Origin of the sequence: Arthrobacter sp. OAP107 (genome assembly GCF_040546765.1) — a bacterium.
Classification (GTDB): Bacteria; Actinomycetota; Actinomycetes; order Actinomycetales; family Micrococcaceae; genus Arthrobacter.
This window is the reverse complement of the sequence record NZ_JBEPOK010000001.1, coordinates 3732858-3746495: the sequence shown is the minus strand read 5'-3', so window position 1 is coordinate 3746495 and position 13638 is coordinate 3732858. Positions and strand designations below refer to the sequence as shown.

Sequence of the window (13638 nt, the reverse complement as noted above, 5' to 3'; positions counted from 1 at the left end):
TTGCCGGTTCCGGGCACAGGCCAGGACACCGCCGCGCAGGCAGCCGCGGATGCAGTACAGCGCAACCGAGCAAGGAGAGCCCGTACGTGAGCCCCGAGAAGTCCGGCCCAGCCGCCGTTATCGTCCTAGCTGCAGGTGCCGGTACCCGGATGAAATCCCGTACCCCCAAAATCCTCCACGAAATCGGCGGCCGTTCCATGGTGGGCCACGCCCTCCTGGCCGCCCGCAGCATCAACCCCCAGCGCCTGGCCCTGGTGGTCCGGCACGAGCGGGACCGCGTCGCCGCCCACCTCACCGAACTCGATCCGGACGCCCTGATCGTGGACCAGGACGAGGTGCCCGGCACCGGCCGCGCCGTCGAAGTTGCCCTCGAGGCGCTGGACGCGAAGGAACCCGTCGCCGGAACGGTCGTGGTCACCTACGGCGATGTCCCGCTGCTCACGGGTGAAATGCTCTCCGAGCTGGTGTCCACGCACGAACGGGAGGGCAACGCGATTACCGTGCTCACCGCCATCCTGGACGACGCCACCGGCTACGGCCGCATTCTCCGCGGCGCCGACGGCACCGTGACCGGCATCCGCGAGCACAAGGACGCAACCGACGCCGAGCGCACGATCCGCGAGATCAACTCCGGCATCTACGCCTTTGACGCCGCTGTTCTCCGCGACGCCCTCGTCCACGTCACCACCGACAACTCCCAGGGCGAAAAGTACCTGACCGACGTCCTCGGGCTCGCCCGCGAGGCAGGCGGCCGTGTTGCCGCCGTCGTCACCTCCGACCGTTGGCAGGTCGAAGGCGCCAACGACCGCGTGCAGCTCGCCGCCCTCGGCGCCGAGCACAACCGCCGGATCGTGGAAGCCTGGATGCGCGCCGGCGTTACCGTCGTGGACCCTTCCACCACCTGGATCGACTCCACGGTGACCCTGGCGGAGGACGTCCGGGTCCTGCCCAACACCCAGCTGCACGGCGCCACCACGGTGGCGAGGGACGCCGTCGTCGGCCCCGACTCCACGCTGACCGACGTCAGCATCGGTGAGGGCGCCAAGGTGACCAGGACCCACGGGTCCGGTGCCGAGATCGGTGCCGGAGCCAGCGTTGGCCCCTTCACCTACCTGCGCCCGGGAACTGTCCTGGGGGACACGGGCAAGATCGGCGCCTTCTACGAAACCAAGAACGTCAGGATCGGCCGCGGCTCCAAGCTGTCACACCTGGGCTACGCCGGGGACGCCGAAATCGGCGAAGACACCAACATCGGCTGCGGCAACATCACCGCGAATTACGACGGCGAGAAGAAGCACCGCACGGTGATCGGCTCGGGCGTCCGCACCGGCTCCAACACAGTATTCGTCGCTCCGGTCACGGTGGGGGACGGTGCCTACAGCGGCGCCGGTGCCGTGATCCGGAAGGACGTGCCCGCCGGCGCCCTCGCGCTGTCCATGGCAGCACAGCGCAACGCCGAAGGCTGGGTTGCCGCCAACCGTCCCGGCACGCTGTCCGCGCAACTGGCAGAAGCCGCCGCGGCCCGCGAAGTCCGCACTGATTCCTCAAATTCCCCCGCATCTACAGAAGAGGGCTAGCAACCATGACCGAAATTACGGCTCACGGCGAGAAGAAACTGGTGCTCGCCGCAGGGCGTGCACACCCGGAGCTTGCCCGGGAGATCGCCAAGGAGCTGGGCACGGAACTGCTGCCTGTGGACGCCTACGACTTCGCCAACGGCGAGATCTACGTCCGCGCCGGGGAGAGCGTCCGCGGAACCGACGCCTTCGTCATCCAGGCTCACCCCGCACCGCTGAACAACTGGCTCATGGAACAGCTGATCATGATCGATTCGCTGAAGCGTGCCTCCGCCAAGCGGATCACCGTGGTCTCGCCGTTCTACCCGTACTCGCGCCAGGACAAGAAGGGCCGCGGCCGCGAGCCGATCTCCGCCCGCCTCGTGGCCGACATGTACAAGACGGCCGGCGCCGACCGCATCATGAGCGTGGACCTGCACACCGCGCAGATCCAGGGCTTCTTCGACGGCCCGGTGGACCACCTCATGGCCATCCCGCTGCTCGCCGACTACATCCGCACCCGCGTCAGCGCCGACAACATCACCGTCGTCTCGCCGGACACCGGCCGCGTGCGCGTGGCTGAACAGTGGGCCGAACGCCTCGGCGGCGCGCCGCTGGCATTCGTCCACAAGAGCCGCGACCTGACCGTGCCCAACCAGGCCGTGTCCAAGACCGTGGTGGGCCAGATCGAAGGCCGCACCTGCGTGCTGATCGATGACATGATCGACACCGGCGGAACCATCTCCGGCGCCGTGCAGGTGCTCAAGAACGCCGGTGCCAAGGACGTCATCATCGCCGCCACACACGCCATTTTTTCCGATCCCGCCGCCCGGCGGCTCTCCGAGTCCGGCGCCCGCGAAGTTGTGGTCACCAACACGCTGCCCATTACCGCGGAGAAGCAGTTCCCGGAACTCACCGTGCTGTCCATCGCCCCGCTCATCGCCCGGGCCATCCGGGAAGTGTTCGACGACGGATCGGTCACCAGCCTTTTCGACGGCAACGCCTAAGTCTCCTGGCCTCAGCCCCGGCGTTGGGGTCCGTTTTCAGTAACGGGACCCCACGCTGGTAGGCTGGTCCACGATACCTTGGCGAGGGAGAGCAGTCTCCGTTATCGACTGGGTCTGAACCACCCTTCTGGTGGGGCCGCCTTCGGGCCGCCCGGCGTTGAAGGTCACTCCAGACCTCCGCCCTTGCTGAACCAACACATCCACCAGGAGATTCACATGTCTGAGCAGAAGCTCGCAGCAGAAGCACGCACCGAATTCGGCAAGGGCTTCGCCCGCCGCGCCCGCGCCGCCGGCCAGATCCCCGCCGTGATCTACGGCCACGGCGCAGAGCCCATCCACATCACCCTGCCGGCCAAGGCCACCACCCTCGCGGTGCGCACCGCCAACGCCCTGCTGTCCCTGGACCTCAACGGTGAAGGCCACCTGGCCCTCGTCAAGGACGTCCAGCGCGACCCGATCAAGCAGATCATCGAGCACATCGACCTCCTGACCGTGCGCTCGGGCGAGAAGGTCACCGTGGACGTTCCCGTACACGTCGTGGGCGAAACCGCTCCCGGCACCGTACACAACCTCGAACTCACCGTCGTCTCCCTCGAGGCGGAGGCAACCCACCTGCCCGAGTCCGTCGAGGTGAACATCGAGGGCCGCGCCGCCGGCGAGCACATCCACGCCTCCGACCTCGTGCTCCCCAAGGGCGCCGTCCTGCTGGCCGACGCCGAGGCCCTGGTGGTCAACATCTCCGAGGCCACCGCACAGGCCGAAGAGGGCGAAGCAGAGGAAGCCGCAGCAGAAGCTGCTCCGGCCGAAGCAGCTGCTGCCGAGTAATTCGGGCACAAACCCTTTCCGCGTTGCACACAGCGCGGACCGGTGGCCGGGTCCCTTTTCGGGCCCGGCCACTGCCGTGCCTGCCCACTTGCGTGCAAAACCCGCCCTTAGGATTGATTCATGACTGACACCTGGCTGATCGTAGGCCTTGGCAACCCCGGACCCGAGTACAGCGGCAACCGCCACAACGTCGGCCAGATGGTGCTGGACGAGCTGGCCGCGCGGATCGGCGGGAAGTTCAAGGCGCACAAGGCCAGGGCCCTCGTCGTCGAAGGACGGCTGGGCATCGGCGGTCCCCGCGTGGTGCTGGCGAAGCCCGGCACGTACATGAACGTCTCCGGCGGTCCGGTGTCTGCGCTCGCCAGGTTTTACGACGTTGAACCGTCCCGCGTGGTGGCCGTCCATGACGAGATCGACATCCCCTTTAACACGGTGAAGCTGAAGATCGGCGGCGGCGAAGGCGGCCACAACGGCCTAAGGGATATCTCCAAGACCCTCGCCACCAAGGACTACCTCCGCGTCCGGGTGGGAGTCGGCCGTCCGCCGGGCCGGATGGACACCGCGGACTACGTCCTGCGGGACTTCGGCACCGCGGAAAAGAAGGAATTGCCCTTCCTGCTCGATGACGCAGCGGACGCCGTCGAGCTCCTGATCAGGGAGGGCCTGACCGCCGCGCAGCAGCAGTTCCACACCGCCAGGGTGTAGCGCCTTCCGCCACGGGTTTTCCTCCCCGCCGCACCAACCCTCAAGGTCGCATCAAGGTCTGCGAAATGTGAACGCAGTGCCCTATATCCCTGCAAAGTAACGGGGTAGTCTACTTTCTAAGCGGGGGAGGCGATGGAGCCTTTATCCTGCCGGGCGGGATGTAAGGAAAAGTTCATGTCAATTGAGCCACTGAGCTGGGGACGTGGGTCTACGGCGGGCGTGCTGGCGGGACCGGCAGGCGTTGCTGGCGGGACGGACCTCCAACGATGGTCGGTTCCGGCGCGCAGCGCAGACCTTGATGCCATCCGCACTGCGCTGACAGATCCCGAGTCCCTGGGCGTAGTTATCACCGGTGCCCGCGGTGTGGGGAAATCCTCGCTCGCCCGCACCGCGGTGGCCGAGCTGGGTCCAGACGTCTGGACGCTCCAGCTGCGCAGCCCGCTGACCGGCTCACAAACCTTGTACGGCTGCCTCGCGTTCCTCCTGGCCAGGCTCCCGCAGTCGGCATTGGCTTCCCCCACCGCCATCCTCCAGGGCATCACGTCCCTGATCCGGTCCGACGCCGCCGGCCGTGACTGCGTGATCACCCTGGACACCACAGGCCAGATCGACGACATGAGCGCCGGCGTCATCCTGAACATCATGCTGACGCACACCGCCCGCGTCATCGCCATCGCGCCCAGCACCAGCGACCTTCCCGCCGACTTCCACTGGCTGCTCACCGACCGCCGGCTCACGGAAGTCCGGCTGGACAACCTCAACGAACTTCAGACCCGGCAGGTGCTGCTGACGCTGCTGGGGCACCGCGTCTCGGCCTCGCTTGTAAGCACCTACCACGCCATTGTGGGCGGCAATCCGCTGCTGCTCAAGGCGCTCGTCACAGAGCAGCAGCAGTCCGGAAACCTCGTCCTGTCCGATTCCGTGTGGACGCTGCGGGACAGGGTAGTGCTCGACGGCGCCACCGGCCTGGATGACATCGTCCGGTCCCGCTGGTCCCGGGAAGATCCGGAAACCCGCGAGGTCATCGAGATGCTTGCCTGCGCGCGGCGGGTCCCGCTGGCCAGGCTGTCCGAAATCTACGGCACCGCCACCGTGGCCGACATGGAGGACGCCGGGTTGCTCACGGTGGCCGACACGGGGGACCGCTGGGTCTCCCTCCGCGAACAGTACCTTGGCGACGTCGTGCGCTCCTGGCTGAGCATCTCGCGCCGTCGTGAACTCCGGACCCTGCTGCTGAACGGCCACGAACCCGAGCTGGGTGCCCTGACCATGGAGGAGCGGATCGAGTTCGCCGCCTGGACCAGGGAATGCCAGGCCGAGCTCAGCCCTGCCATGGCGGTGGCGGCCGCGGAGGCGGCGGTGCAGCTGTTTGACCCGAGGTTCGCGATCTCCTGTGTCGAGGGCATCAAGAGGACGGACGACGTCTGGGTGGACGCGCAGCTGTACAAGGCAACCGCCTACCTGCTTCTCGACCTGCCGGTGCAGGCCATGGCCGCGCTGGAGGACATTTCCCAGGGTCAGCTGGATGCCCTTGATGTGGAGGCCTTCGCCCGTGTGGTGGCAGCCAAGAGCCGGGTCATGGCCTGGCTGCCTGAGCTGTGCGACAAGGTGCCGGACGAGCTTGCGGCCGCGCGGAAGCGACTTGGCGTTGGCGTGGGGGTGGCCTCCACCTGGCCGGATCCGTTGGGTACGGCCGCCGACGCCATCACCCTGGCCGAATTCGAATACAAGTCCTTCACCGGTGACTACGCCTCCATGATCGGGGAGCTGGAGGAGGCCATCGACCCTGCAGTCAGTAAGGACCCTGCCTTCAGGATCCAGGCAGCCCTGCTCCTGATGCAGGCCCTGTCGGCTGTCGGCCGGGAAATGGACGCCCTCCAGCTGATGCGCCGCGTCGGCGGGCAGCTCTCGGATGCCGGGCCGCTGACCGGGCTGCGGGAACGGTTCGCGATGACGGCATTCAACGTCCTGCTGCAGGCCGGCCAGTGGCGGCGGTGCCTCGAGCTCGTGGGGCCGCCCAAGGGGCAGGAGGAGCGCCGGCTGGCCTACCGGACGTCCGCCACGGAGCTGGCCGCAGGCATCGCCTACGTTTTCTCCGGCCGCGGTGCGGTGGCCCTGGATTCGCTGCTGTCCGCCGTCGCCCAGCTCGAACTCCGCCCAGTGCTCAACATGCTGCAGGCCGCGTACGCCGCCACGGCCTTCGCCTACGCCCAGATCGGCAACGCCGGACAGGCGCACAAGTACCTCGACAGGCTCCGCGGGGCGCGCGGCCACTGCAACTTCGGCACCCTCTTCGTCACCGAGTTCTGCGCGGGCATGGCGGGGCGGTGGCTGGGGGACACGGACGCCGTCAAGCACCTGCTCGAGGCGGCACACCGCGACATCGATGCCGGCCGCTACACGCTGGCGGGCATCAGCCTGCTCGGGGCGACAGTGAACGGGACCGATGAGGACTTCCGCCTGATGGAGGAGGTCGCGGGCCGCCGCCAGGGTACCCTCGCCGAGATCTCACGCCTCATCGCCGTGGGCACCCGAACCAAGGACGCCAAGGTTCTCTTGGAGGGCGCGCACCTGTGTGCCGAACTTGAACTCGACGCCGTTGAGGCCCGGTGCGTCGCGCTCGCCGTCGACTTTGCCCGCCACTCCGGCGATTCCGCCTCTGCCCGGGTTGCCCAGGCCCGGCTGGACAGCCTCACCGCCACAGTGCCCAGCCTGCCGATCGTTCCCAGCAGCGGAAGCCCGCTCCTGACCGCGCGTGAACGCCAGATCTCGCGGCTGGCCGGCAGGGGAGTGTCCAACCGGGACATCGCCCTGGAGATGGGCGTATCCGTTCGAACGGTGGAGGGCCACCTGTACCAGGTCTTCACCAAGCTCGGCGTGACATCAAGGGGTGATCTGCCTGGCCTTGTCTAACAGCTCCTCACCGAACAGCGCTTCGCCCAACTCTTCGTCCCACGGTGCCTCGTCCAATGGCCGCGGCGCCAAGGCGGAGTCGGAACTCCGCCAGCTGACCGGCCGCCGTGAAGCGATTGAGCATGTCTGCACCATCATCCGCAGCCGTGCCAGCCAGGCCGTCTACCTGATGGCCGGCCCGGGTGTCGGAAAGACATCGGTGACGGATGCCGTGCGCGAGAAGCTGGCGGGCGAGATGACTGTGCTCCGCATCCATGGCAGCTCTTCGTTGGCCAAGGTCCCTTACGGCGTGCTGGCTCCCTACACCTCCGGACTCGCCCCCGAGGAAGCAGACTCACCGGTCGCGGTGTTGCGGGCCGTCTGGGCCCACTTCCAGGAGCTGAAAGGAAGCAGCGGCGTCAAGGGCGGCGCCGACGCCCCCGTGCTCCTGGTGGTGGATGACGCGCACCACCTCGATGACGCCACCGCCAGCATGGTCGTGGACATGACCTCAGCCGGCTGGGCGACCGTACTGGCAGCCGGGCGGCCGCGGCCGGGCCTGCCCCAGCCCCTGAACCAGCTCTGGTACGACGGCCTGGCCGAACGCATCGATCTGCGGCCGCTCAGCGGCGAGCAGGTCAGGGAGGTCGTGGAACACGCCCTGCAGGGTATGGTTCCGGTCAGTACCGTCCAGTCGCTGTGGTCTTGTTCAGGCGGCAATCCGCTGCTCCTCGACTGCCTGCTGAGCGATGCAACAGCCGCCGGGATCCTCGTCCAGCGGAACGGGATCTGGGTGCTGCTCGGACCCTTGCCGGCCGACGGACCCAGGCTTTCGGAGCTCGTGGTCAAGGATCTGCTCCGGAGGACGCCGGAAGAGCAGGATGCGCTCAAGGTGATCGCCCTGGCCGAGCCGGTGCCCAGGGGCCTGATCGAGGACGTCTGCGGCGCCGGCGTCGTGCGTTCCCTGCTGGACAACCAGGTGGTGTCCGAATCAGCCGCGACGCACACCGAGCTGCGTCTCACGCACCCGATCCTGGGCGAATCGACGCGGCGCCAGGTGTCCGTCTCGCGGAGCCTGCAGTTGCGGCAGAAGCTTGAGGCCCATCTGGATCCCGCCGCTGCCAGCGCGGAGGGCAGGCTGCGGATGGTCGAATGGTCGCTGGAGTGCGGCCTCGACGTGCCGGACCGGGACCTGCTGGACGCCGGCCGGCTGGCTGCGACCACGTTCAACAACGCCGGCGCACGGCTCATGGCCAGCCACGTGCGGGCGCCGGAGCTGCAGGCCCATGCGCTCTCCATCACCGCGCGGGCCCACTTCAATGAAGGGAAGTACCGCGAGGCCGCCGAACTCCTTGACAGCTGCTGGCTTGACCTCGCGGGAGACCCGGAAGCACCGCAGGTCCTCATGCTCAGGGCGTCCTCCCACATGGCACTGGGAAAGTCAGTGCCGTCGCTGAGGGCTGAATCGCGCCACCAGCTGGAAGAGGCCGGGATCGCCCCGGACGGTGCCTGGCAGGACAGAATCCACAGCCTGCTGGAGATGGCCGCCGCCGGCGACCACGAAGGCATCAGCGCCGTCATCACGGCCCTGGGCACCGCCGATCCGGAAACGTCCTCGAGCGTCGAAGCAACGCAGCACGCCGTGGCGCAGGCCCTGCTTGCCCAGGCGCTGGTCGCCGCCGGAAGGTCACACCAGGCACATGCCGCAGCCGCGGCCGCAGGCCCCTTCCTGCCGGCGCTCAGCGGCGGCCTGTACTTCTTCAACGAGTTTGTCCTGACCCGGCTGGCCATCAGCACCCTCGCCGCCGGCAACTGGGAGTCCGCCGAGCACGAACTGTCCGGTTATCCCGCACAGCGCACCGAGGGCGCTTCGACCTTTGGTGGTGGAATCCAGGCACTGCGCGGCTTGGGACTGCTCCGGCAGGGGCAGCTGGAGCGCGCCTACCAGATCCTCCTTCCTGCTGTTGAGGCGCTACGTGTCAATGACCCGCTGCAGGAGTTCAGGTTCGGCTCGTCGCTTGCCTTTTACGCCGCAGCACGGTTGGGCGACACCACGCAGGCAAAGCGGCTCGAACAGGACTTCATTTCGGCCAGGCATGCCAGCGGTCCCGGCTGCGATGCCGTCGCGGAAGCCTATGCGGCGGCCGCGGCCGAGTACCTCGACAGGAAGGGCAGCGGACTGGACAGGCTCCGTGAGCTCGCGGATTCCGAGTCAGTGAAGGACCATCCCGGAACCAGGATGGAGTGCCTTATCCTTTGCTCGGATCTCGGCGAACGGTCGCTGGTGCCGGAACTCGCCGCCCTCGCCGCCACCGTTGAGGGCCGGTGGGCCGCCGGCTGGCGGCAGCTGGCCCAGGCCTGGGCCTCGGAGGACGCCGACACTCTCATGGACACCGCCGCCGCCCTGGAGGAAGCCGGCCTGCTGAACCTCGCGCGCGAGGCGTATGCCAGGGCCGGGGCCCTGCTGGACGCCGCGGGGGAGCGGCGCCGCGCCCGCCAGGCGATCGCCCACCGGGAGAAGTGCGATCAGGAGCTCGGTGAGCGGTTCCGGGAAAGCCCGTTCGTTGCCTCTGTCCCCAGTGTCCACCTGACCCGGCGCGAGCGGGACATCGTGGAGCTGGCCGTGCAGGGCCTCTCCGACCGCGAGATCGCCCAGCAGCTGATGGTGTCCGTGCGGACCGTCGAGGGGCATCTGTACCGCAGCTACGTCAAGCTCGGCGTCCGCCGGCGTGACGAGCTCGCGCTGGCCCTTCCGAAAAAGTAGCGCTTCTCCAAACCGATTTTTTCCGGTCCCCGGGGCAAATTCCGCGCGGTTGCAGGCCGGACCGCGCCACCTGCGGGAACCAGTAGTTAAGTACGCAGAAAAACGAGTACCCGGTACTGGTGCCGTGGGCGCCAGTACGCGATTAACTATTAGTGGCAGCGGAAGCAGGGCTGATCTCCCCCCGAAGCTGCCACCAGATTTTCCAGGTCTCGCACAAGATTTTCCGGCCCTTCGGGTCCGGGCAAAGGCGGGGCCGGCGACGTCAGAGCCTTCTGAGACCGAGGCTCTCCCCCCAGCCGTCGCCGGTCCTTACAAGTAGTCCGCAACAAGCGAATCCAACGGCGTGACAAGGGCGGCCCGCAGCGACGGGGGCCGCCTTTCGCATGCGCCCGGGTCAGCGGGCCCCCGTCAGTTGTGCCGGTCAGGCAGGCCCGGCCCCTGCCTCTGCTGGGCTCCAAGGTGCTGTGGGACAATTGAGGGGTACCTCAAGGCACCCAAGGAGTCCCATTGGCCGTAGTATCAACGCCAACCACGCTGACGCGTGCCCTTTCTGCGATGGACAACGCCGAGGTCCTGCGGATCCGCAACGACTTTCCCGTGCTGAACCAGACGGTCAACGGCCGCCCGCTCATCTATCTTGATTCCGGCGCCACCTCGCAGAACCCGCTGAGCGTGATCGAGGCGGAACAGGAGTTCTACGAGCAGCGGAACGCTGCCGTGCACCGCGGAGCCCACCACCTTGCCGTCGAGGCCACCGAGGTGTTCGAGGACGCCCGGCAGACCGTCGCCGACTTTGTCGGGGCGGACTATGAGGAGATCGTCTGGACCTCCAATGCCACCGAGGGCCTGAACGTCGTCAGTTATGCGCTGTCCAACGCCGCCCTGTGGGCAGCCCAGGGGCGCGGCGACTCGAAGCTGCGGGACCTCGCCCTGGGGCCGGGCGACGAGATTGTGGTCACCGAGATGGAACACCACGCCAACCTGATTCCCTGGCAGGAACTGGCCTACCGGACAGGTGCCACCCTGCGGCACATCCCGCTGGACGACGCCGGGGTGCTGCGGATGGATGCGGCGGCGGACATCGTCGGGGAGCGCACCCGGCTGCTGGCGTTCACCCACGCCTCGAACGTGCTGGGCACCATTAACCCGGTCAGCGAACTCGTCGCACTCGCCCGGCGGGCAGGCGCCCTCGTGGTGCTGGATGCCTGCCAGTCGGCGCCGCACCTTGCACTGGACGTGAAGCAGCTGGATGTCGACTTCGCCGTGTTTTCCGGCCACAAGATGCTGGGGCCCACCGGCGTCGGAGTGCTGTACGGCAAGCAGAAGCTCCTGGACGTGCTCCCGCCGGTCCTGACCGGCGGTTCCATGATCACCACGGTGACCATGGAACGCGCGGAGTACCTCCCCGCGCCGCAGCGGTTCGAGGCCGGGACCCAGAAGATTTCACAGGCAGTGGCCCTGGCCGCCGCCGTCAACTACCTGACCGAAACAGGCATCGACCGGGTGCACCGCTGGGAGTCGGAGCTCGGCCAGCGGATGGTGGCAGGCCTGGAAGCCATCGACGGCGTGCGCGTGCTGGGTCCGGCCGCCGGCCAGGACCGCATCGGCCTGGCGGCCTTTGACGTTGCCGGCGTCCACGCCCACGACGTCGGCCAGTTCCTTGACGCCCGTGGCATCGCCGTCCGCGTGGGCCACCACTGCGCGCAGCCGCTGCACAGACGCCTGGGCCTGACAGCCACCACCCGGGCAAGCGCCTACTTGTACAACACCACCGACGACGTGGATGAATTCCTGGACGCCGTGTCCGGGGTCCGCGCCTACTTCCGGGCCTAGCCCAAGCTGGCCCCGCAACCCGACGACAGGTACCTGAGCATGAGCCTCGACCAGCTTTACCAGCAGATCATCCTCGACCACTCCAAGGCCCGGCACGGCAGCGGACTGGCTGCAACGGCTGCCCCTGACGGTGCTTCCACCGGCCAGTCGCACCAGCTCAACCCCGTATGCGGCGACGAGGTCACCCTGCGCGTGGCCGTGGACCACGGCACGGTCACGCAGCTGGCATGGGACGGGGCAGGCTGCTCCATTTCCATGGCGTCCGCCTCCGTGCTGAGCGATCTCGCCGAGGGCATGACGGTGGACGAGCTCCGCGCGGTGATCGGGAACTTCCGCGAGGTGCTGCGCTCCCGCGGAAAAATCCCGGCCGACCCGGAAATCCTGGGCGACGCCGCCGCCTTCGAAGGCGTGGCCCGCTACGCCGCGAGGGTAAAGTGCGCCATGATCTCCTGGGTCGCGGCAGAGGACGCCCTGAACCAGGCGGCCTGAGCGCACCTGCTTGGCAGACCTGGCTTAGGGGTCCTGGCTTAGCGGTCCTGTTCGGACCGTTCGAAGACATCCGGGACGCCGTCGCCGTCGTCGTCCCTGGTCTCCTCCGCCTCCAGGAGCCGGTAGTGCCTGTTGCGGGCCTTAAGCACGACGGCGGCCAGCACCGCCGCTGTCAGCGAACCGGCGAGGATGGCCACCTTTGCGTGGTCGTCATGGGCCGAGCCCGACCCGAAACTCAGTTCGGCGATCAGCAGCGAGACGGTGAAGCCAACACCGGCCAGGAGGGACAGTCCGGCGACGTCGACCCACTTCAGTCCGTCGTCGAGCTGGGCGCGGGTGGTTTTCGTGACCAGGAACGTTGCCCCGAAGACGCCAACGGCCTTGCCCACGACCAGTGCTGTCACGATCCCCACCGCCACAGGATCGGCCAGGGCGGACGCCAGTCCCGAGGCTCCCCCGAACGCCACGCCCGCCGAGAAGAACGCGAACACGGGGACCGCGAACCCCGCAGACAGCGGACGGAGCCGGTGCTCCAGGCGCTCGGCCATGCCGGTGCTGCCGCTGTCGTGGGTGCCGCCGCCGGGGGTGATGCTGCGGTCGGCATTGCTGCCTGGGTGGCGGTCCCGCCGGGATGCGGCCACCGGGACGGTGAACCCGAGCAGGACGCCGGCCACTGTGGCGTGGATTCCGGACGCGTGCACCAGACCCCACGTGGCAGCAGCCAGCGGCAGGAGCAGGTACCAGCGGGTGACCCGTTTCTGCACCAGCCAGGCGAAAACGGCCAGCGGGACAAGGGCCGCGAGCAGCAGGGCCGGCTGGAGCCCGGAGGAGTAGAAGAACGCGATGATGCCGATGGCGATCAGGTCATCAACCACGGCCAGGGTGAGCAGGAACGTCCTTAGGGCCGATGGGAGGTGGGTGTTGATGACGGCGAGCACCGCCAGCGCGAAAGCAATGTCTGTGGCCGTCGGGATCGCCCACCCCCTCAGGGCCTCGGCCCCCTGGTTCCAGGCGATGACGGAGTAGATGACGGCCGGCAGGGCAACGCCGCCCACCGCGGCTGTTACCGGGACCACCGCCCGTGAGGGCCGGCGCAGGTCGCCGGAGACAAACTCGCGCTTGAGCTCCAGGCCGGCGATGAAGAAGAACAGTGAGAGCAGTCCGTCGGAAGCCCAGTGCCCGACGCTCAGCTGCAGGTGCCAGGGCTCATAGCCCAGTTTGAGGTCCCGCAACCCAAAGTAGGCATCCGCGGCGGGGGAGTTGGCCCAGATCAGCGCGGCCGCCGTGGCGACCAGGAGGAGTGCGCCGCCGACTGTTTCTGTCCGGAGGATCGCGGCAATGCGGAGGTACTCGGGATAGGTGGAGCGGCTGAAGACCGGGAATTTCCGGGAGGGAAATTTCCTGGAAGGGCGGGACGGCTTGGGCATTTGAGCTCCTCGCGAGGGATCGGCTAACGTCTTGCCGACCAGACTTCCCGGCGCACCTTGAATACCCAGCTTATCTGACTGCTACGGCTCCGCTGGTTGAGCTTGTCGAAACCGGGTTCCGGCAACTCACCCAGCGGAGC

Annotated in this window: 9 protein-coding genes; 8 read left to right on the top strand and 1 reads right to left on the bottom strand. The window is 67.9% G+C overall.

Features of this window, described 5'->3' with window-relative positions:
• The first annotated feature begins 86 nt into the window (after positions 1-86).
• The 8 genes from glmU to sufU all read left to right on the top strand — a co-directional run bounded on the left by glmU (position 87) and on the right by sufU (position 12071).
• Complete coding sequence (gene glmU / locus ABIE00_RS17155; protein WP_354261919.1) at positions 87-1577, top strand: bifunctional UDP-N-acetylglucosamine diphosphorylase/glucosamine-1-phosphate N-acetyltransferase GlmU; 1491 nt, start codon at positions 87-89, stop codon at positions 1575-1577.
• Positions 1578-1582: 5 nt separating this feature from the next.
• A complete protein-coding gene (locus ABIE00_RS17150; protein WP_331574049.1) occupies positions 1583-2563 on the top strand; it encodes a ribose-phosphate diphosphokinase in 981 nt (326 codons plus the stop codon).
• 216 nt (positions 2564-2779) lie between these two features.
• On the top strand, positions 2780-3388 hold the full coding sequence (locus ABIE00_RS17145) for a 50S ribosomal protein L25/general stress protein Ctc (RefSeq protein WP_354261918.1): 609 nt from the start codon (positions 2780-2782) through the stop codon (positions 3386-3388).
• Positions 3389-3508: 120 nt separating this feature from the next.
• Positions 3509-4093 carry an aminoacyl-tRNA hydrolase gene (gene pth, locus ABIE00_RS17140; RefSeq protein ID WP_354261917.1) on the top strand — a complete coding sequence of 195 codons (585 nt, stop codon included), beginning with the start codon at positions 3509-3511 and terminating at the stop codon, positions 4091-4093.
• Between the two features lie 174 nt (positions 4094-4267).
• Complete coding sequence (locus ABIE00_RS17135) at positions 4268-7006, top strand: helix-turn-helix transcriptional regulator (protein ID WP_354261916.1); 2739 nt, start codon at positions 4268-4270, stop codon at positions 7004-7006.
• Entirely contained in the window at positions 6999-9749 is a 2751-nt protein-coding gene (locus ABIE00_RS17130; protein WP_354261915.1) for a LuxR C-terminal-related transcriptional regulator, read from the top strand. The genes ABIE00_RS17135 and ABIE00_RS17130 overlap by 8 nt, the downstream gene beginning before the upstream one ends.
• A gap of 507 nt (positions 9750-10256) precedes the next feature.
• Complete coding sequence (locus ABIE00_RS17125; protein WP_354261914.1) at positions 10257-11582, top strand: SufS family cysteine desulfurase; 1326 nt, start codon at positions 10257-10259, stop codon at positions 11580-11582.
• A 39-nt stretch (positions 11583-11621) separates the two neighbouring features.
• Positions 11622-12071, top strand: coding sequence for a Fe-S cluster assembly sulfur transfer protein SufU (gene sufU, locus ABIE00_RS17120; protein ID WP_331574037.1), 450 nt, complete (start codon positions 11622-11624; stop codon positions 12069-12071).
• Positions 12072-12109: 38 nt separating this feature from the next.
• Here the strand turns inward: sufU and nhaA are convergent, their stop codons facing one another.
• Positions 12110-13498: a Na+/H+ antiporter NhaA gene (nhaA, locus tag ABIE00_RS17115; RefSeq protein ID WP_354261913.1), complete on the bottom strand. Its 1389-nt coding sequence runs from the start codon at positions 13496-13498 to the stop codon at positions 12110-12112.
• Between the last annotated feature and the right edge of the window lie 140 nt (positions 13499-13638).